The 19,200-nt window shown below is 59.4% G+C and carries 18 protein-coding genes and 1 pseudogene; 10 read left to right on the top strand and 9 right to left on the bottom strand.

Going from position 1 to position 19,200, the window contains the following annotated elements; genetic code table 11:
* Positions 1-38 precede the first annotated feature (38 nt).
* The 5 genes from G6R19_RS17370 to G6R19_RS17390 form a co-directional block, all read right to left on the bottom strand.
* Positions 39-554 carry a hypothetical protein gene (locus G6R19_RS17370; RefSeq protein ID WP_205484538.1) on the bottom strand — a complete coding sequence of 172 codons (516 nt, stop codon included), beginning with the start codon at positions 552-554 and terminating at the stop codon, positions 39-41.
* 2 nt (positions 555-556) lie between these two features.
* Positions 557-1,072: a hypothetical protein gene (locus G6R19_RS17375; RefSeq protein WP_163167278.1), complete on the bottom strand. Its 516-nt coding sequence runs from the start codon at positions 1,070-1,072 to the stop codon at positions 557-559.
* A gap of 157 nt (positions 1,073-1,229) precedes the next feature.
* Complete coding sequence (locus G6R19_RS17380; protein WP_163167280.1) at positions 1,230-1,742, bottom strand: signal peptidase I; 513 nt, start codon at positions 1,740-1,742, stop codon at positions 1,230-1,232.
* On the bottom strand, positions 1,739-2,401 hold the full coding sequence (locus G6R19_RS17385; protein ID WP_163167282.1) for a SipW-dependent-type signal peptide-containing protein: 663 nt from the start codon (positions 2,399-2,401) through the stop codon (positions 1,739-1,741). Before G6R19_RS17385 ends, G6R19_RS17380 begins: the two co-directional genes overlap by 4 nt.
* Positions 2,402-2,404: 3 nt before the next feature.
* Positions 2,405-3,022: a SipW-dependent-type signal peptide-containing protein gene (locus G6R19_RS17390; RefSeq protein WP_205484545.1), complete on the bottom strand. Its 618-nt coding sequence runs from the start codon at positions 3,020-3,022 to the stop codon at positions 2,405-2,407.
* A 415-nt stretch (positions 3,023-3,437) separates the two neighbouring features.
* On the opposite strand from G6R19_RS17390, the gene G6R19_RS17395 reads away from it, so the two are divergent.
* The 3 genes from G6R19_RS17395 (at position 3,438) to G6R19_RS17405 (ending at position 4,912) form a co-directional block, all read left to right on the top strand.
* Complete coding sequence (locus G6R19_RS17395; RefSeq protein ID WP_240341943.1) at positions 3,438-3,884, top strand: hypothetical protein; 447 nt, start codon at positions 3,438-3,440, stop codon at positions 3,882-3,884.
* A 110-nt stretch (positions 3,885-3,994) separates the two neighbouring features.
* Positions 3,995-4,351, top strand: a complete 357-nt coding sequence (locus tag G6R19_RS17400; RefSeq protein WP_240341944.1) for a hypothetical protein — start codon at positions 3,995-3,997, stop codon at positions 4,349-4,351.
* A 261-nt stretch (positions 4,352-4,612) separates the two neighbouring features.
* Positions 4,613-4,912: a hypothetical protein gene (locus G6R19_RS17405; RefSeq protein ID WP_163167290.1), complete on the top strand. Its 300-nt coding sequence runs from the start codon at positions 4,613-4,615 to the stop codon at positions 4,910-4,912.
* A gap of 97 nt (positions 4,913-5,009) precedes the next feature.
* Here G6R19_RS17405 and G6R19_RS17410 read toward each other — a convergent pair whose 3' ends face one another.
* Positions 5,010-5,426, bottom strand: coding sequence for a nuclear transport factor 2 family protein (locus G6R19_RS17410; protein ID WP_163167292.1), 417 nt, complete (start codon positions 5,424-5,426; stop codon positions 5,010-5,012).
* A gap of 199 nt (positions 5,427-5,625) precedes the next feature.
* On the opposite strand from G6R19_RS17410, the gene G6R19_RS17415 reads away from it, so the two are divergent.
* The 4 genes from G6R19_RS17415 (at position 5,626) to G6R19_RS17430 (ending at position 9,452) form a co-directional block, all read left to right on the top strand.
* On the top strand, positions 5,626-6,237 hold the full coding sequence (locus tag G6R19_RS17415; RefSeq protein WP_163167294.1) for a metalloregulator ArsR/SmtB family transcription factor: 612 nt from the start codon (positions 5,626-5,628) through the stop codon (positions 6,235-6,237).
* A 405-nt stretch (positions 6,238-6,642) separates the two neighbouring features.
* Positions 6,643-6,885 (top strand): hypothetical protein, encoded by a 243-nt coding sequence (locus G6R19_RS17420; RefSeq protein ID WP_163167296.1) that lies wholly within the window; start codon positions 6,643-6,645, stop codon positions 6,883-6,885.
* 110 nt (positions 6,886-6,995) lie between these two features.
* Entirely contained in the window at positions 6,996-7,460 is a 465-nt protein-coding gene (locus G6R19_RS17425; protein ID WP_163167454.1) for an Lrp/AsnC family transcriptional regulator, read from the top strand.
* Between the two features lie 381 nt (positions 7,461-7,841).
* Complete coding sequence (locus G6R19_RS17430; protein ID WP_163167298.1) at positions 7,842-9,452, top strand: SGNH/GDSL hydrolase family protein; 1,611 nt, start codon at positions 7,842-7,844, stop codon at positions 9,450-9,452.
* Positions 9,453-9,894: 442 nt separating this feature from the next.
* Here G6R19_RS17430 and G6R19_RS17435 read toward each other — a convergent pair whose 3' ends face one another.
* Entirely contained in the window at positions 9,895-10,824 is a 930-nt protein-coding gene (locus G6R19_RS17435) for a MinD/ParA family protein (RefSeq protein ID WP_240341945.1), read from the bottom strand.
* Positions 10,825-12,505: 1,681 nt separating this feature from the next.
* Positions 12,506-13,546, bottom strand: a complete 1,041-nt coding sequence (locus G6R19_RS17440) for an acyltransferase (protein WP_275898078.1) — start codon at positions 13,544-13,546, stop codon at positions 12,506-12,508.
* A 640-nt stretch (positions 13,547-14,186) separates the two neighbouring features.
* Here G6R19_RS17440 and G6R19_RS17445 point away from each other — a divergent pair.
* The 3 genes and pseudogenes from G6R19_RS17445 to G6R19_RS20495 all read left to right on the top strand — a co-directional run bounded on the left by G6R19_RS17445 (position 14,187) and on the right by G6R19_RS20495 (position 17,880).
* Positions 14,187-15,674, top strand: a complete 1,488-nt coding sequence (locus tag G6R19_RS17445; RefSeq protein WP_163167304.1) for a polysaccharide biosynthesis tyrosine autokinase — start codon at positions 14,187-14,189, stop codon at positions 15,672-15,674.
* A 1,533-nt stretch (positions 15,675-17,207) separates the two neighbouring features.
* Positions 17,208-17,357: a transposase gene (locus tag G6R19_RS17455; RefSeq protein ID WP_163167210.1), complete on the top strand. Its 150-nt coding sequence runs from the start codon at positions 17,208-17,210 to the stop codon at positions 17,355-17,357.
* Positions 17,326-17,880, top strand: a pseudogene (locus tag G6R19_RS20495) (transposase). Before G6R19_RS17455 ends, G6R19_RS20495 begins: the two are co-directional and overlap by 32 nt.
* An 84-nt stretch (positions 17,881-17,964) precedes the next feature.
* Here G6R19_RS20495 and G6R19_RS17470 read toward each other — a convergent pair.
* Positions 17,965-19,158 (bottom strand): hypothetical protein, encoded by a 1,194-nt coding sequence (locus G6R19_RS17470; RefSeq protein WP_205484547.1) that lies wholly within the window; start codon positions 19,156-19,158, stop codon positions 17,965-17,967.
* Positions 19,159-19,200: the final 42 nt, after the last annotated feature.

Consider the following 19,200-nt stretch of genomic DNA (forward strand, 5'->3'; position numbering starts at 1 on the left):
TGCACATGCGCCCGATCCTGCGCCCTCCATCGCGCCAACTAGCTTGCCGGCGGAAGGTTCCTGCATGATGAACCAAGTCCCGCAACGAGGCCAGCGTTGGTGGCAACCGAGGCACCGTTGGACGTCCACCCGTAACGCTTCATCACAATAGTCAGCTGGAGTTCCGAACCCAGGCCAAGCAGCCCGCCCAACAAGTTGACGGGTACGTCCGTGACATACCCCGTGGCGGCCGATCCCGTGGTCGTTGAGGTGAAAGAGAATCCCGTCAGCGGCGCCAAAACGGAACCCAATCCCCCGGTGGAGGCCTGCAGCTCAGCGTCAGCAAAAGAGTAGCCCTGAGGCGCACGCCAGTGAATGCGCACGTGGGCGCCCAGCCCAAGGAGGTTCGGAATGTAGCTGCAATGCCCGTTGAGGGTTGGAGCTGGAATGGTGGCGGCGGCAAAGCTGCCCGAAGCGGCTTCACTGTGCTGCCACGCCGCATCGGTCGCAGGAGGAGCCAACGCCGGCAGCAACACTGCGAACAAGGACGCGGCCACTACAGCCTTTCCGACCATTCTCATGCTGCCGTAGCCCGCAGACGGGCCAGTCCATACCCTACGGCCACAGCGAGGAGACCGAGCAATGCGGCACCGCCCAGCCTCGCCCCGGTGTCAGCCAACATGCCGGCCGGCGGCCCTGTCAACTGTCCCGGAGGGCCCCCGGTCCCGGCGTCCCCAAACCCGTTCCCGGCGTCGTCCCCCGAACCGTGAACGCCTACTAGGATCTGCGTCCTGCTCCCCTGCACTTCCAGGGGAACCTCGTCCGCCAGGGACGCGGTCAGCAGCACATGGGCGCCGCCAGATACGGATGTCCCTGTTTCCATCAGATCCGTCCGGACGCCCTCCGCACTGCTCAACGCTGTGCGTTGCACCAGCACCGTTTGCCCGGCCGGGCACTGGCCATGGACCCATGGCCGGGAACAAGCCCGAAGCTCCACGCTGAGGAACTTCCCCAGCAGATCGGCTGCGGCAGGTTCCGCCTGGAGCGTCACCTCCAGCGAGGTGGCAGGCTCACCCCGTACGTGTACGTCCACGGGCCAGTGTGTACTCTCTCCAGGCGTGAGGCGGTACACGGAACTGCCCGCGTCGAGTTCCAACCAGCCGGAAGCTTCTGATGCCGCGGACGCGGGAGCGGGAGCGTAAAGGCCAACCAACACGCAGGCAAAAACAAGCCCCAGCACCGGGCCCCCGCTACGCCGCAACATGCTCGCCAACCGTCCGCCGCGGCCACAGAACCCACGTCACCAGGGCCGAGACAGCAATCGTTGTCCCGCCGAGTAGCAGCGGGTTGGCGGCCGCGGCCACAGGGTGGGCGAGCCCAGGTACGGACCAGAGGACCAGCCGCACCCGCTCCACGACATAAGGTGCGGGGTCGGCTTCCTGGTTTGCGTCACCTTTCATGGTGATGATCCGCGCTGCGCCGTCCCCTAGGTCCACCGTTTGGACCCGGTGGGTGATGGGCAGCTTACCGGGCCGGTCGACGGTCACAACATCGCCGGCGTTGATCTCGCCGGCCGGGATCTCGCGGACAACAGCCAGGGATCCGGCGGGGATGCCGGGGGCCATGGATCCGGTCTTGAACAGGATCAGGGATATGTTGAACAGCACGGCGCAGAGCACCGCGATGATGCACACGGCACCTCCAACAGCAGCGATATTCAGCAGGGCTTCCCGCAGGTGGCCGGCCCATAAACGCCCCGTCATGTGCTTGAGGTGGCATTGAACTGCCAGGTTGCCGTTGCGGTCTGGCCCTGCAGCGCGTTGCTGGCCCCCGCGGGGAGGGTCACTTCAAAACAGAAGTGCGTGGGCTCCCCCGGCCTGGTTGCCGAGGCGGCCTGCAGGGAATTTACGACGCCGGCCGGCTGGCCCTCCGTGAGGGGCTTGGCACCGTCGCTACCCACCACGAATGCAGGCGTCCCGCTGAAGGATGACGCCCCGCAGGTGACGGAACGGACCACGCGGTAACGCAAAGCCGCTCCCAGGTTGGCGTCTCCGGTTCCGCTGCTGGTGACCGAGGCAGCCGTCAGCACCAGCTCGCCAGCCACGGAGGCCGCCTTGGTCCTGATGGCGACCGGAGCATAAACCACGGTGCCCGGGCTCATCGAGGCTGCCTCGAACACCAGGTTGGCCCCCGGCTGCTGGTCGTTGGTGCTCCACGCGCCCAAAGCATCGTACGGCTTGGTGACGTTGGATTCCGTCTGGAAGGTACTTGCCCCGAACGAACCCGTGGCAAAGTTACTGTCCGTCCACGAAGCCAGCGTCACTGATGCGCCAAGCCCCAGGACCAGCGCTCCCGCCAGCAGGGCCCGGACGCGCAGGACCGCAGCCGCCCGGGGCCCCGTCTTGGCTTGTCGGTCGCCCATGGATTACTGCGATTGCGCGGAGAATTCCCAAGTGGTGGTGCCCGTCTGGGACCTGACAAGGGCATCATTGGCCGTGATCTGGAAGCAGAGGTAGACGGGTGTGCCCTCGGCAGACCCTTCTCCCTGGCTGAGCGCGAAGGTGACACCCGGCGGCGTCGTACCCAATGCCTGGGGAGCCGGCACCAGTGTGGAGCTGACCGCTTGGCCGCATCCGAAGCTGGTGGTCCGGGTCAGCGAGTAGGTCAGTCCGGCCAGGCTTTCCGTTGAAGTTTCCGTCGAAACGGTCACGGTTGCATCATAAGTGGATGCTGCGTCCAGCCTGACGGCGAAGGGAGCCGAAACCACATCCCCGGGCGAAAGGTTGGCGGTGGTGGCGGTGAATCCGATTGATGCCGGCGCGTCCACAGGGTTTTCCGTGAAGGTAGTCCCATCCGTGCTGCCCTTCAGGTTGAAGGCGCCGGCGGTGAATGTTCCCTTGGCGAATTCGGAGTCATTCCACGCTGCCAGGGTGATGGCCGCGCCGATGCCCAGGACCAGGCCTCCGGCCAGGACAGCGCGGACTTTCGGTGCTTTTCTTGAGCGCTGTTCCGCCGCCGGTGGCGTGTCGCTTACTGCAGCCATGGTTCCCCCAAAGTAGATGTGTTTGCCGGCAGACATGACCGGCAGCGCAGATGCGAGGGAACCAATGACGCTTCCCCCAAAGGCATCATTACTTACTAATTCATCATCTGACCTGCGCGAATGTCAATTTTCAGGGCTTGAAGGGCTCGCGGCCATGGGCACAACTACCCTGCTTCGAAGTTCGCTGATCATCCAGGGCAAGTGATTTACTGACCTGACCGTCACATACTCCTGGGGGACAAGTATGAAGACCTTAGCTGCCACGTTTTTGCTCGCATCGCTGGTGCTTACGGGCTGCGCCGTGACTGGCCCTGGCAGTGCTCCGGCAGCGTCAACAGCTCCCCCAACATCATCCGGTGCAGAGACCTACTCAAGCCTGGATCCGGCGGGAATAGAAGAGATTAAGGCCTCGAAGATGGCACGCTTCGATATGTCCTCAGGGAGACTTACCAAAAAGGACGTTGGCCTGGAGGATGGCACCAGCCAGGCGCCGGATGTCCTGGTTCCCGATGGTGTGATGGAACTGACTATCGAAGCGCCAACGGGTCTGATCCGCGCCAAGACAAACCGGCTCCGGCTCAACGGCATGAATAAGGGGCCCGACTTCCGTGAGATCACGTTCTTCCTCACAGCCGAATCATTGGAGGACTTTACAGCCCTGATTCGCGACGGCGTGGACCGCTACGGCATTCCCGGCGAATCGGCAGAGGACTGGATCGAATCCAAGTCCAGCCACCCGGAGGACAAGAGCGACTTTGCCCTGGCGCCGGGAACTTCAACAGGCCTCCAGGTGCAGTACGACCTCCGCTACGACGGTTCAAAGGACGTCCAGGTCATCATTGTGCACGTTCACCCCGTCTGATCCCGCGCGCAAGACGCGGCCACGCCCAGGAAGAGAGCACCGTGGAACCCCATCACCAGTACCCGAATAATCCTGCCCACCAACCGGCAACTCAGGTCCAAGCACCGCCGTTGCCTGCTTGGGCCAGGGTATTCAGGACCGTTCTGCTGGCCCTCGCCGGTCTCCTGGTGGTCATGCTGCTGCTTCTTTTTGTTGCGGGTACGTCCGCATCGGCCGATATGTACACCCAAGGCGGGAGAGACATTCTCCAGGCGACCATCTGGCTGGGTTTGGGTACTGTCGTAATGACCATCCCGTACCTCATCGCCAGCATCCTTTACTCCACCCTCTGGGCGGTTAAGCTGCGCGGCAGAGGCTACCGCGGGTACCCGGCCACTTCCTGGGTGCTGGTTGCCGCGCCCGTTATTGTTGCGCTACCTATCCTGGCCGTAATCGGGCTGGTCGCAGCCAACCCCAGCGTGTTGTGAAAGCTCGAAGGCTCAACATCGCAACGTAGCGCCAGTTTGCCCGACCCGCTTCAGAAGATCCCGGGCGCGGACGGAAACGACCATGCCGATACCCCTGCCTTTGTACAGCACGCCCTTGCCAACAAACAAGCTCACCCGAAGCAGGTCTCTTCTCTTGCCTACCGAAGGGTTAGCTAACCGTGACCTTCCGGTCGTTCCTTCGCCGGACAACAGCCGCTACTGTCGACTCCACCATCCGGATCGAACGGAAAAGAGGCGACGATGAGCATCGACATCGAAATTGGTAGCAGCCTCAGCAAAGAGGACGCGGCGCACTTTGCGGCCAAGACTGAAGTCATCACCACAGCGATGCAACGGGTAAGGGAAGCCCACGCAGCATACAGCTGGGCGTGGACGGACGAGATCCGCTGCCGGGGATGCAACGCCAGCCTCGACATACCTCTACTCGCCAGCACGAACGCCAACGCGGACAAGGCTTTTCAAGCACATCAGGCCGCCCAGCTGGATGCCTTGCTGGCTGCCGGCGGCATCAGCCCGGCACCTCTCGTGAAGGCTCCCTGAAACAGTTGTAGGCGTACGACGGCGGCACGTGCCGCCGTCGTGTGGCTCACCTCAGGAACGGGCTGGTTTATACGCGGCAACTGTTCCGCCGCGTCTGCTACGAAGAGGGAGACGGCGGCGGCGGGTCGGCCGGCACCTCGGAGCGCCAGGGATTGCGCCACTCCGCAGCATCCCAAGCATCCATGATGTAAATCCGCTCGTGCGCAACGCGGTCGCCCCTGAATTCCAGCAGGCTGACAGTGAACATCCACGGGGCGCCGTCGTAGCTGATCAGGTTCTCCACAACCACCAGGTCGGCACGGTGGGTGATGCGCCGGGTGTGGAACTTGAGGTTCGCCGGGTACCGCCGTCGCCATTCGCGGAAGTTCTCCACGCCTTCGAAGCGTTCGCCGGACTGGGGGAACTCGAGTACGGCGTCGTCGTGATAGATCTCGTGGGCGATGTCCTCGTCCTTGCCTGAGTACTCCCAATGACGCCGCAGGGCCTGCATCAGGTCCGCCTCTTCGAGCATCATCGCCTCCTCAGTCCGGAGGACCAAGCGTAACGCCGGGCTCCCAGTCCTGAATAGGGAAACTACATCGGTGGCCGCACGGCCGGCACAGGTGCTCGAAAGAGTTTTTTGATTGAAACCACTCGTTTATCTGGGCCATTTCCGGGCCGGGAGCCGGACAACGGAGGATAATGGCGTGCAGGCCCTACAGGGAGCAAAGCGCATGAGCAGGTATGACATCGGCATTCAGAGCCACCGGGCTATGCCGAGCGGGGTTAATGGCAGGGGTGCCGCTCCGCCGATGTCTGCTGCCGCGGAGTTGTTCAAGGCCGTGGCCCATCCGGTCCGGGCGCAGATCCTGGAGTTGCTCTCATATGGCGAGTCCACTATCCCTGAGCTTTGCGAGGCCACTGGGGTGAAGGCGACGCACCTGTCCCGCCACCTGGGCCAGATGCGCGGGCAGCACCTGATTCAGTGCCTCCGGTCCGACGGCCGCCTGATCTACCGGCTGGCGTACCCGGAAGCCGCCGAACTGATCGCCGCTGCCCGGTCCGTACTCCAGGCCCGGCCGGGCTCCGCCGTCACCTCTCTACGCCCCCTGCCGGAAGAACTGCCGTCCACGGCCCTCTGGGACGATCAGTTCCTGGCCCTGGAGGAGTCACTTGTATCGCGTTCGGTGATCGCCGAGGCCTGCGAGGCGATAGCCGCGCGAAGCGGCTGCACACCGGAGGAAGCGGCCGGACGGCTCATCATGACGGCTTGCAACCGCAACTGCACACTTTTGGAAGCCGCCCGGGACGAAGTTGGCAACGGGCAGCAACCGAACCGCCCCTGACTTTTGGAGGGGCAGGTTTGCGGGTTGGCGTATGAACTCCATCTCGGCAGGCCGGGTGCCCGTAATGCTTCTTCTGTTTAGAAAAACTCCTTGACCTTCTCGCTGCGTGGGACCACACTCGGATTGGTCGATAGACAAAAACGTCTATCGGTCAATCAGCGGCAATTCATTTTCCGTTATTGCAGGCAGCAGGCTCCGCACCAGGTGGCAGGGAAATCCTCTATGGGGGCTCCTGGTGCGGCGATGGACGCGGAGGGGACAGCGTGGTCCCCTCCGCCTCTGAATCACTTTCCCGATCAGCCTTTCCTGCGGCTGGCGGGAACCGAGGCAACCACGCGCCATCCGTCCCGCCGACGTGGGGCGGCATTCCAAACACAGGGAAATGACTAAGGGTGGGTATCCGTAATGGGCATTGACAAGGTGTGGGACCGGCTCGAGCCAGAAACACGGCAGTGGCTGATCGACAATCCCGGGTGCAAGATCCTTCCCCGGGCCGTGGTGGCGGCCATCACCAAGGCCACCGGAGTGGAGTTCGATCAGGACCGGCACGGTGAGACTCTCCTCTCCCCTGCCGACTGCGACTTCATCCGTACCGCGGCGAACCTGGACGATGCCCGGCGCAGCGAGGCCTCGTCCCAGCGTTCCTGACACCAGTTCGTATTCGGCTTGTTCGGTAATCGCAAAGGCTTGCGCAATTCCCCTTACACTGGGAGACGAATTGTAAGTGTGAGCCGGATTACTGATAGGCCGTGGACAGCGTGGCAACCAAGGACGCCGGGACGGAACCCGTCCCGTTGGACGACATCGACCGCAGGATTATCTCGGAGCTGACCCGGGACGGCCGCATGTCCGTCACCCAGGTGGCGGAGAACGTCCACATCTCTCGGGCGCACGCGTACACCCGCATCGGCCGGCTCACCAGCGAAGGGGTGCTGTCCAGATTCACGGCGCTGGTGGACCCGATCAAGGCAGGGCTCCGGTCCTCCGCCTACGTGACGCTGAAGCTGAAGCAGGATGCCTGGCGCGAACTGCGCGACCAGCTCGCGGTGATCCCCGAGGTGCACCACGTCGCCTTGGTGGGCGGCGACTTCGACGTGATCCTGCTGGTCCGCGCCGTGGACAACATCGACCTCCGGCGGGTCATCTTCGACCAGTTGCAGTCGATGCCTGGTGTGTTGGATACGCAGACGTTTTTGGTGTTCGAGGATTTGGATACGCGGTAGGTTAGGGAGCTTATCGTCGCAGGCCAATAGCCCATGACGAAGCGCTTGCGCTTGACCACTCCTAATGTGCGTCAAGGGAAGATGTCCACGGTGAGTGAGGCGACGGTCAGCGAACGGGAGCGCCGCCTTCCGCGACCTTCATCTAGTCAGATTGGACTGCAGGAAGACTGTCGGTCCAGCTACTCGCTTTCGCCGAACACTGCAATCATTCTGGGATAGCTACTGCGGGATGGGCGCGGAACGAACGCTCACGTGGACGGCGGGTCACTCCGCCTACAGCCGGATATGGGTATTGCCCCTCAATGACCAGGTATGCGTGACGGGATAAGACGCGTAACCTCTACTGTGGCTCATGCGAGTCTTTCAAAATAGCTTCTTAATGTGACCAGGGAAACTGAAACCAACGCTCAATCGGCTCAAAGCGACGATGAGGTAAAACGCCGGGGAATACTCCGCATAGGCACGCTGATAAGTGCACTAACCGGTCTTTCCGCAGTCTCAGCTGTAGGTGCCAGCAGCGCGCAGGCAGCGCCCGGCGCTCAGACTTCCCCCGATGCTTATGTCCCGGTTGCAGAGAAGGGATCGCCATCCGGTGTCGCAACCTTGGATGGGAAGGCAAAAATTCTTCCCATCCAGATTCCGGACCTTTCCGGCATGTATGCAAGCAAGTCCGAGGTGAAGCAACCATCTCTCGGCAAGCTACACGCTGCATTGGCACAGAGTAAGTCTGGCCCCGTGTGCCTCGCTTTTGCAGGGTCCTCCTCAGTAGCCGGAAGCAACGCCACATCCGCCGACAAGGGGTTCGTCAACCTTCTTAATGCCGATATTCAGGCTGCCTACCCTTCCGGCACGGGGACCGAACACTTTGTGGTCACGACCGGCGCTGCGCTTTCCACCGCCCCCGGCGTCCAGAGTATCAACGCTGGCGTCGGCGGGCGCGTAGCCTCCAACATCCTAAACACGACTGAGCGTAGCCATATCGCTGCCGCGAATCCGTCAGCGCTATTCGTAATGATCGGATCAAACGACTGGTTCAAGGGAGTTCCGCCCGCCGAATACAGAGCCTCTATTGAAACGTTCATAGCTGACATGAAGATCCGGATCAACACACCCTGTGTATATATCCTCTGCCATGCTTTCCGCCGCGCTGATGTGGCTTCCCCGGCGTACCCGTACTCTCACTACAAAGAAGTCCTTCAGGCCATCTCGGCAGCGGACCCGCAAAACGTCGCATTTATCGACGTAGAGGCCGTTGGCGAGGTCAATGGGCTGTCAGCCGAAGACCCGCTGAACCTGCTGGATATGGACATGGTCCATCCCACCGACGCCGGTCATGCAGTCATCAAAGACACCGTCCTCGAAGCACTGCATCTTCGTCCGCCGGTAGCGGTAATAAGCAGTGGCACGACTCGTACAGCAGTCACGGCACCGCCAGCAGGGCATCCTATTGCTTTGGACTACTTCGCCAGGGCGGACGGTGATATTGGTTCAGCGCTCTCCGGGCAGGCCTGGAGCACGCCAAGTGGCACCTGGGTTGTGGGGTCAGGAAAGGCCAGGGCCTCCACGAGTGGCACCGTTTTGCTCGACATAGGGGAATCAGACGACCTCTACATTTCGACAGCGATGTTGCTGAGTACCACTGAACCGGCCGCAGCCGGGGTAATCGCACGAGCCGTGGGCGACACATCGCGAGTAGGTGCTTTCCTCGACCCAACAGGCCTAGTAAACCTCTGGATCAAATATGGCACCTTCAATGCGGCGGTGGCCGGAGCAACACCAGGCAGCTACCGCGCCTCAGCAATGAATATCATTGGGCTAAAGATCAAAGGGAACACGATCACGACTTACCTGAACGGCGTCCAAGCATCGTCCTATACGCTTAACTCTAGGGAATCTGGCGGGTTGAACATCGCTGGCAACACCAACGTGGGGCTCCGCTCAGGGCTAAGCACCCTCCACAAGTTCGACAGCTTCGCAGTCCAGAGCATCTAGTTATAGGATCTGGTTTTCTTGGTCCTCGACGTCAAGCCGTTCACACTCGGTAGAACAGTACTTGTATCCACCAGCTACCCGGAAAGTTGCTGGCCTTACGCCGCAGTAATCACATGCGGTCCTTCGAGCAGCAATGGCCCCCGCAATAAAACGTCGAAGCGAACTAATTTTCCCCATCTACAAGGAATATCTGCCATGCATCAAGAATCTTGAAACTTTGGCTCAAGAATCTGCCAAACTCTAGCAAAGCCATGCCACTGGATGCTGCAGAGCAGGCGGCATTTGTATTGTCCTTCGTCGTCCTCAGTTTTGAATGCACGCTGCGAGCCTACGTCGCATCCTATTCTCAGCAGGTCTTTGCCACCACCTTGGCTCCGAATCTGCAGCTAGCCCTTACCCTGGATAAGTCGGGAGGGTAAGGGCTATTTCTTTGCTCGTGCGTTTATCGGTACCCGTCGACAATTGCTGCAGCAATCTCCTTATAAGCCCGCCGGGTCTCCGGTTTGAGGACATCCAACGTTACCAAGTCACCGTCAGCAACGCCCCGGTCATGTGGCACCGCTATGAGTTCACGACAAATTCCTGCAAGGTGCTCCTCAATCGCGTCTTTGTCGACTCGAGACGAAACCTCATCCTTATCTGTGATAACCACGATGGCGTTCCGGGCGAGGTCCTCGTACCCGTGGCTAGCCAACCAATGAAGGGTACTGCGAGCACGTTTGGCACCGCTCACCGCGTAGCCGGCAGCAATCACCAAGTTGTCCGCCGACTGCAGGATCCCGCTCATCGCGTTGTGGGTCACTCCTGTGCCGCAGTCGGTTAGCGCTACAGAGTAGTAGGCGGAGATGAGCTTTCGAATCCGCAAGTACTCCGCCGCGGTCAGTGAATCCGAGACCTCCGGGTCCTGCTCCCCTGCGATTAGATGCAGCCTGCCGGCATGGTGCATATAGCGGGCCAAGGCAGTGAGTGAGTCAATTGAGTCGAGGTTCCGAAGAAGGTCCGTAATGGTGCGAGGGCTGGACTGCTGGTATATACCCTCCCCCAGAGCGCGCTCCACGAGGTCGCCGGAATCCGGATTTGCATCGATCGCGCAGGGCGCGTCCCCACGGTACTCCGCGAGCGTTAGACCCACGCCCACCGTGGTCGAGGTTTTACCAATGCCACCCTTGAGACTCAGCACTGCCGTGTTGTAGCTGCCCTGAAGCTGGCGAGAGATTCGACGCCCTAGTTCTTCCTCCTGGCGCTGCTTCGCGCCCGGGCCCAAATTTATCGCCCCACCGGTTGCTTTGAAGATTGCCCCGCGGAAGCCGCCCAGGGGGCGGGGTTTCTGTTCCTTCACGAATAGGCCGGGCGAGCTAATGAAGTCTGGCATCGGAGTATCGGCGATGACATCTGCTCTTGTGGGCCGGGCCCGACGGAAAGCATCAGTTTCGAAGGGAAAGGGCGACGGCGCCGGCGGGACGGAGGTGCCGATGTCCGGCCTAGTGGCTTCCACGGGGGCAGGGGCGCGAGCCGGGGCCGGCACATGTACACCGGGCTTAGCAGCGTCAGCGGCCGCCGCTGCCTCTGCCCATGTGGTCCTGCGCGTAAGCGGCAGGGCAGCGTCGGGCTGGCTAGATGGATTGGGTGTTACGGCTGGCATGATTCCTGTCTGGGCGTCCGTCAGTTCGCCGTTACCGCGACGGAGGTCACGGCGACGGCGCAACTGCGGCTGCCCTGCATCCTCTACATGGGCGCGTGCGTTCTGATCCGCCGGATCGGGCATAAATGTCCCCCAAGACGTTCGGCAAACTTGGTGCAGCACTGGTTCAAACAGTAAGTCTAGGGGCTTTGGCAGATGCATTCGATCATGTGCGGATGATGGCGGCCGCAACCACCGCAGCGGTAAGGATTAGAAGAACAAGCAAAATTATGTAGGCCTGCCACTTCGGTCGACCTTTATGCGGGTTGATGTCAACGTAGGGCATGACTAACGGTGGTTACCTCGGGGGGCATCGGCGGGAGCGGTGACACGGATGGCACGTCGCTTGAGCCGTAGCACCTGGTAGATGAAAAAGAAGGGAACCAGCACAGTACCCAGCAGCGCGCAAAGCGCAAAGGCATACTCGGATATAGCCACAACAGCCTCCATCGGTCGCATTGATCCCCATCGACCTCGACCTAACCACGTGACTTAGCGTTTGACAAGTCGCGTCAAACGCTAGGTCCGCTCGACAGCCTTAGCGGCTTAAAGCAAACAGCACGACCGTAGCAGTTACTGTCGCCAACAGAATCAGCAGGGAATACGAAAGTGGCCGCAAGCGGGCCTGTCGAAGCTCACTGCGTGACTTACGCGCATAGGCGCTGTCCCCGTATTTACCCATGGGCCGATCATACGGAACACAACCTCAATGTTTGATCAAGTCAAGCCTTGTATGACGGTGAGGTCGCTTGCGGATCGCTTAGGTAAATTAGTGCTGTACCTGGCTGCACCGCGAATAACCCTGTTAGCGTCACTGGGTGCATCTCGAATGGATCGGCGTGCTTGGCGAGTGGCGTGACCATAGTGTTAGCCATGGTCTTGACAAATTGTGCCGCTCTTCCTTCAAGGACCCGTAACCGGAAGAGCGGATAGAGCCCTCCGGCATATCTCATCCCTGCCCTCGCTACGAAGTTCTCATACCCACTACGGCAAACCAGACAGCTCCCGGCGGTGTTGAGGATCTCGCGCCCACGTCGAAGGCCGCGGCGGTGCCAACCACCATGGCTCATTAGAAACCTAGAAGAAGTGAAGATTTCGTGACCAACCCATAATCGATGCTCCGCCTTCCAACCCTACGGACGTCGGTTGCCCCTACCTCGGCTCAAAGCAAATGCATCCGGTATAGGCACCATGTCTACCGGTACTCGGGATTCTTCTCGATACCGAGATCCGTATTAAGTCGAATCTCGTACTAAGGTCACAGCCGGGTTACGCAACGGCATTTGCTAGAAGTCCGCGTGAACGGGAGGCCTTAAACGACTCATTTTTCCACGTGATGAGACGGGACTGTACCCACCGACGATACGCGGAACTAGTACGAACGTGACGTTGATGGCTCTATGCGGGAGCGTGGCCGTTGGAAAAGTGGATTTCCGGGCAATCTCCGGAGCACGCTGTGTAAAAGGAGGGATCCGGCAGTCACGGCCGCAGTCATACCTACCGCCAACATTCCGTCCATTACTGGGTTTTGAGCCCAACTTACGGCCTTTCCAGGGTGAAGGTATGCCGCCGCCAACATAATCAATGGCGCGTGAAGCACGTATATCCCAAGAGTTCGCCGTCCTATGAAACTCGCGGCAATCCCTATCCACGTGATATTAGCTATTCCAGCAACCGAAACGATTACGGCTGGAATTGCAGCCAAACTCGGCAGCAACGCAAGCACCCACATGTCTCCGCTGCCTGGGATTGCCCGCAACGCGAGGAGAGCGATGAAAGTGCAGACAAAAGCAAGACAAGTAGCCGTGCTGGCTTTGGGGAGGGCCTTTAAGTAATCGCTGAAGTAAGCTCCCAAGGCAAAGAAGATGAAGTTGGTGACAACTCTAAGACTAAGAGAGTCAGGATCCCCCAGTTGTGAGAGTCCCCACAGTAACAGTGCGATCGACAAGACCGCCCCTTTGCGAAACCGCATGGTAGCGGCTAAAGCCACAGCGAAGGCGTAAACAGCGAGGGCGAAAATAAACCAGAGGGACGTTCCAGGAAGAACTAGTTGTATGCCTAGCTCAGCAAAAGAGGTGACCCGGTTCTCAACCGACGATGGGAGTGTCCACGACACGAGGAAGTAGACGATGATCCACAAGACATACAGGTAGTACGTATCAGCGACGCGGGCTGCCGCTCCTTTGGCCTTCCACCCCTGCAACAGCTTGCTTGCCAAGAACATTCCTGACAAAGCAAAGAGGACAGGCATACGGACCTTTGCGAGCCCCTGATTGAAAAGCGTCATTAGCCCAGAAAGGCCGGTCTCCGGGCCGTAAATGGGCGCGTGGTACCACGTTATGACGTGGAACAGCACCACAGCCAAAACGCAAATGCCCCTGGTGGCATCCGGCCAAACCAATCTCGTCTGCACAAAGACTGCCCCCTTTTGTCAACACGAAAGCCAGCTGACATCAGTTCTTGCTCTTCTTGCGGCACACTCATTCGGATAGGAAATCAAGTTGACCCGCAGCGGTGATTCAAAGTGACATTAGTTGTGCGGGTCATGCCCCAAGCGCAGAACGGGGAATCATATGAAGTGATTCCTAGCTCCCCCTAGGAGACAAGTGTAAACCACTACCCCGAATTCGCAATTTTAGTCACGATTATGGGACAAACAAGACGGGGGACGGTAGCCGGCACGTCGCTCAGAGGGAGCGCCGGCAATGGCGTCTATAGCGGATCTCCGACTAAGCCAGAGCTAAAATCCGAGTTTCCCTAGGGAAGGCACAGACCGCCATCTTCGGTGCCACTACGATCCCTACTCTTTTGAAGGGCCAGTATGCACATATACCGTCAAGGTTCCGTTCGAAGGCATGTCCGGTCGGCACGGCTGTCACGTCAACTGGGGCTACTCGGCACCTTCAACACCTGCGGGGCAACTTTGCTGGGCAGAACAACTACTGATCGCCGACCGCTGAGTCCCCGGCTGCACCGTACACTAGGTAGTCGTACGAAATTTGCGTTCTGGATATAGCCATAGGTGATCCAGTCGCCGACCCAGGGGGCCCAGCTTGAATCTCAGCGAATACCTTCGCATGGCACGTCGCAATTGGATGATCATCGCTGTAATGATGCTTGCCGGCCTACTGATAAGTGGGGCGACAACAATATTCACAAAGCCGACCTACACCGCTGAAACGCAGCTCTTCGTTGCCATCCAGAACTCGGGGTCGGTCCAGGAACTTCAACAGGGGAACACCTTCAGTCAGTCGCGGGTACAGTCTTACGCCAAGACGATCACCACGCCTGCTGTTCTCCAACCTGTTATCGACACCTTGGGACTGACCCAGTCCCCTGAGCAGTTGGCGAAGAATGTCAAAGCTACAACTGATCTAAATACGGTGCTAATCACCATATCGGTCGCCGACACCTCTCCAGTACAAGCCGCGGCTACAGCACAGGCCGTAGCCGACAGCTTGATAGAGGTCGTAGACGTTCTTGAACGGCCTAGAGCTGGTGGCACCTCTCCTGTCAGTCTTTCCGTCGTGACCCCTGCGAAAGCCCCGGCCGATCCTTCAGCACCCAACACACGCCTGAATCTCCTGATCGGCCTGGTAGCTGGTCTGACGCTTGGACTCGCGGCAGCGCTGCTCCGAAGCACACTGGACAACAGGATCCGCGGCGAAGCAGATTTCAGAAGAATTAGCAACGCGCCCCTGCTGGGGGGCATAGCTTTCGACCAAGACGCCACCAAAAAGCCTCTTCTCACGCAAGCACCCCATCAAAGCCCCCGAGCGGAAGCATTTCGGCAGCTAAGAACCAACCTTCAGTTTGCCAACTTCGCTGGGAAAACCAAGACGCTCCTCGTGACATCATCGCTGCCGGGCGAGGGAAAAAGTACAACGGCGACCAATCTCGCTATTGCCCTAGCACAAGCAGGACAATCCGTTTGCCTGATTGACGCCGATCTTCGTCGGCCTATGATCAACGAGTACTTGGGTTTGGACAGGAACGCAGGGCTCACCACAGCCCTCGTCGGCACGTCCGACGTGAATGACCTGCTTCAACCTTGGGGCGAAGACAACCTCTTTGTGATCACGTCCGGGCAGATCCCGCCTAACCCAAGCGAGCTTTTAGGGTCCGAGGAAATGGATGGCCTCATCCGCAGGCTAGAAACGACATTCGACATTGTAGTTATAGACGCGCCGCCACTCCTGCCTGTGACAGATGCTGCCGTTTTGTCTCAACATGTAGGAGGGGTAGTGGTCGTCGTAGGATCACACAGGGCGAAGCAACAGGATCTTGAAAAATCCCTGGGTGCACTCGACATGGTCGGGGCGAATTTGCTCGGTGTAGTTCTGAATCGACTGCCCTCTAAGGGACCAGACGCATATTCATATAGTTACTACAATCAGGAAGAGATCCAGCCTGCGAAGCGTGGCAGCAGAAAGGCCGCTAACAAGGAGGGAACGCCGACGGTAACTTGGCCGACCACCCTAGATAGCGAACCATACGATCGAGAGCCACAAGTATTTCCAACGTTGCGGCCGGGAAAATAGCTCGCCTTTTCAGTTCTCTAGTCCCCCGCGCGTCTGCGAAGACAGCCGCTACCCGATAGGACAGCTCGAATGACATTCTTCTCGTATCTAACGCAGGACTTTAAGGACAATCCCCTAAGTGCGGTTCGCCCTCCTAAACCCCTAACGGTGCGCGGACTGTCCACTCTGCTTGTTCGACTGTCACAGTTGGCCGGCAGGGTCCACCCCGTCTGCGGGGCAATCGTTAAGCAGAGCAACCACTTGCTCACTGGCGCGGATATCGCTTGGCAGGCAACAATCGGAGGGAATGTGAACTTTTTTCACCCCACGGGTGTTGTTATTGGAGAAGGGGTAATTCTCGGTTCAAATTGTCAGATTCAGGATGGAGTGACCTTGGGCGCTAGCGGGGGTGCTGTAGAGGGGAACCCGATTATTGGTGATGACGTGCATATCGGATGCGGCGCCAAAATACTTGGGCCAGTAAAAGTTGGGTCGCGATCCGTTATTGGCGCTAATGCCGTCGTTCGCATAGATATACCTGAAGATTCCATGGCAGTCGGTGTGCCAGCTACTGCTAAACCGCGAGCGGCCAAACTCACGAGTGAGGAAGTTGCGCGATTTTAGATGCCTCATACTTCGAGTACTCCAGCAAAGGCGAACGATCATCTTGTCCTCAAGCTGGCCTTAAGGCTATGAAAAGGGCCAGCACGCACCAAGGGTCTCTGTTGCTGGGGCCCGCGCTTCGAAGTCTTCATGCACCAACATAGGTCCGCACCTCGCGTGGGGAACCAATAAATCTGAAACTGCGAACTTTTATTTCTCACATTGGATGTCATCGGAGACAGTCCTCTGCGGATCAGATTAGCGGCCAAACCGCGCTTCGTAGTTGAAGGGGAATGGAGTTCGTGTCGTTGAAGCCAAGGGGGGCCCGTGGCCCTGCTGGCTTCATCGAACCTACCGGGGTCGCAGCCGCCGCTGCCACGATCCTGTTCAACCTGGCCCGACTATCACGTCATGTCCACCACCATCACTGCCGGCCGCCGGCAGGCCATCGTTGAAGCCAGCCGCTAGGTTGCCCAAGCTGCGCGGTCATCGCATCCCGGCGGAAAGAGCTCCGCCTTCAACGACCCGTGATATTCCCGTCGCCGGCCGGGCGGACGTGCTCTGGTCCAAGTACCGCTGGTACTGCCTAGAAGCAGCCTGCGAAGGGCTGTCGTTCTTTGAATCAACGCCCCAGGTTCCGCGCCGCGTCCGCTCCACGGTCCGTCTCCGGGACTACCCCTTGGAAGCAGTCATCCGCTCCGGCAGAGCCGTGTCGGAGACGGCTTCCGGGTTCGCGGTGTCGTGGTGCATGGTCCGAGCGGCGCCGAATGAAGCATGTCTGCTCAGGCTGCCGGTTGGACAAGCTAAGGCCGCGGATGTTCGGCATCAATGAACACCGGTTCAGGCCGGTGCGCCACTTCCGGGACGCGACGACGACGGCCTGGACACGGTTCAAGCCGTGGATGACAACCGTCGTGGACCTGGACACCGGCCAAGTACTGGGCGTGGTCGATGGCCGTGACCACAGGGGCCGTCGACGACTGGATGTTCGCCCGACCGCTGGCATGGCGGCTGGCCGTGCAGGTCGTGGCCATCGACCCGTCCGCGGCGTTCAAAAAAGGCGTTGCGGATGTGGCTTCCACGGACGGCGGTCGCGGTTGATCATACTCACCTGATCTCTCTTGCCAACCATGCCATGACCGAGACGAGGCAGAACCTCTCCCAGCAGGTCAAGGGCCGCCGCGGCAGCGCCATCGTCAAGGCCTGGGCTCACCGCATGCTCCTGCCGCGCGGCGGCGACAACCTCAGCTGCAGGGCAGCTCGTCGGCTGAAAGAAGTGTTCGCTGCGGACGACCCGACCGGCACCTCCAAGCCGACTGGCAGGTCAAGGAACAACTCCGAGTGCTGTTGGGCACCGGCCTACTGGAGGCCGCCGCGGCCGCGAAAAACGAACTCGCGGAACTCGTGAAGAAAGCAGCACGGCCGGAAACGAAAGCTCTACGGCACCGTCTACCGGTGTTGGGCAGAGATCGAGGTGCGCCTCATTACCGGCGCTACGTCAGGCAAGGTCGAGGCGAACAACACCGCCATCAAGAACAGCAAACGCACGGCACGCGGCTACCGCAACCCAGCCAACTACAAATCGGATATTCTCTTGAAAAGTGCCGCCCGGACGGCGGCATGACCGCTCATCTCAAGGAGCCATTTCCACATGAGCCGTGAAGAGCCTCTTGAGGGATAACTAAGCCACGAGGAGCCCGTGGACTATCTAAATTGACGGGCCGGTACCCATCTTTTGTTCTTGCCCCGTATCAAGCTCCAGCGAAGCGTCTCCTCCTGAGGACGCCACAACCAGCACGCGTCGCTTCAATAGATAGACATAGCTCAGCAACGAACAGATTCCCAAGGTCGCCAGCGAGACCAATAGCAGGTCTCGGGGAACGCAGAGCACAATGGCCAGACCGCCAGCAGCGCGAATTACATCCCAGACAAGACGCTCACGTTGACCGCCCAAAAGCGTAAGGCTTCTGTCTATGGGGGCTAGGAACACTGAGGTGGCAGAATAGCCAAGCATGGCAATGGCGATTGGCATGCTTAATGACTCTATATCGATCCAGGCCACGCCTATCAGCGAACTCATAATGCAAATCGCCCCCAACGTAGCACCCATCACCAGTCCTTTACGCCAAACGCTTCGCACTAATCGCGCTTTGCATTCCCGGATCCCGGCAAGGAAGCCGATGTCGAGCTTTGGCCCTAGGATATGGCCACCCACGGTCTGCAATCCCGTCATGATACGAATAGCAGTCGCCCAAGCCCCTGCGTCCGACGAGGGGACCAACGGAGTGATGAGCGCGCCTACTTGGCTGCCTAGGCCACTGACAATGGAAGCCGTTACTACATAGCGTGCCGCCACAAGCTCAGACCCGAAGCCGTAGAACGACAAGGTTGGTAAAGAAATGCTTTGTATCAGTCCCCAGGAAAATCGGCCCAGGATGATTGGGACAGCACCACCTAGGTATCCGAAAGCATTGACGAGCAAAAACGCGAGAGGACTAGCGCCGAGACCACCCATCAGCAGAGTGCCAACGAAGGTTAAGGAGCCATAGAGCAATCGGGAATACATCAACTTGGAGTAAGAAAGATCTGCGGTTCCTAAAGCCAGAGCTATAAAATAGATTGCTTGGCAGGGCAGAAGAACAAACAGTCCAAATATGAACCTGCGAAGAGTGATATCTTCGCTCAGAAAGAGTACGTAAATAAATACAGCTGAGAGACACGAAGACGCCAGCAGTACTCCGGAAAGCGAGGACGCTAAACGTGGCAACATCTGGGATTTGTCGGCCATCGGAAGCCGAGTTTGGGCACCTAATGTCACTGCATGGACGACAATTGTCACGGGCGCCGCTACCGTCAGCAGGTAAACCAATACGTCGTCGCGACCTATCAGTATGGGAAACATGGCTGCAGCTAGGGTGAGTCCCTGAGCCACGAATCCAGGGAA

The sequence above is a fragment of the Arthrobacter sp. Alg241-R88 genome (assembly GCF_900537115.1).
GTDB lineage: Bacteria > Actinomycetota > Actinomycetes > Actinomycetales > Micrococcaceae > Arthrobacter.

Bases quoted from the DNA above. Each gene is read 5' to 3' on its own strand.
- G6R19_RS17385 (WP_163167282.1), bottom strand. From the start codon at position 2,401: ATGGGCGACCGACAAGCCAAGACGGGGCCCCGGGCGGCTGCGGTCCTG.
- G6R19_RS17405 (WP_163167290.1), top strand. From the start codon at position 4,613: ATGAGCATCGACATCGAAATTGGTAGCAGCCTCAGCAAAGAGGACGCG.
- G6R19_RS17390 (WP_205484545.1), bottom strand. From the start codon at position 3,022: ATGGCTGCAGTAAGCGACACGCCACCGGCGGCGGAACAGCGCTCAAGA.
- G6R19_RS17410 (WP_163167292.1), bottom strand. From the start codon at position 5,426: ATGATGCTCGAAGAGGCGGACCTGATGCAGGCCCTGCGGCGTCATTGG.
- G6R19_RS17420 (WP_163167296.1), top strand. From the start codon at position 6,643: ATGGGCATTGACAAGGTGTGGGACCGGCTCGAGCCAGAAACACGGCAG.
- G6R19_RS17380 (WP_163167280.1), bottom strand. From the start codon at position 1,742: ATGACGGGGCGTTTATGGGCCGGCCACCTGCGGGAAGCCCTGCTGAAT.
- G6R19_RS17370 (WP_205484538.1), bottom strand. From the start codon at position 554: ATGGTCGGAAAGGCTGTAGTGGCCGCGTCCTTGTTCGCAGTGTTGCTG.
- G6R19_RS17470 (WP_205484547.1), bottom strand. From the start codon at position 19,158: ATGTTTCCCATACTGATAGGTCGCGACGACGTATTGGTTTACCTGCTG.
- G6R19_RS17435 (WP_240341945.1), bottom strand. From the start codon at position 10,824: ATGCCAGACTTCATTAGCTCGCCCGGCCTATTCGTGAAGGAACAGAAA.
- G6R19_RS17395 (WP_240341943.1), top strand. From the start codon at position 3,438: ATGGCACGCTTCGATATGTCCTCAGGGAGACTTACCAAAAAGGACGTT.
- G6R19_RS17415 (WP_163167294.1), top strand. From the start codon at position 5,626: ATGAGCAGGTATGACATCGGCATTCAGAGCCACCGGGCTATGCCGAGC.
- G6R19_RS17455 (WP_163167210.1), top strand. From the start codon at position 17,208: ATGGCCGTGACCACAGGGGCCGTCGACGACTGGATGTTCGCCCGACCG.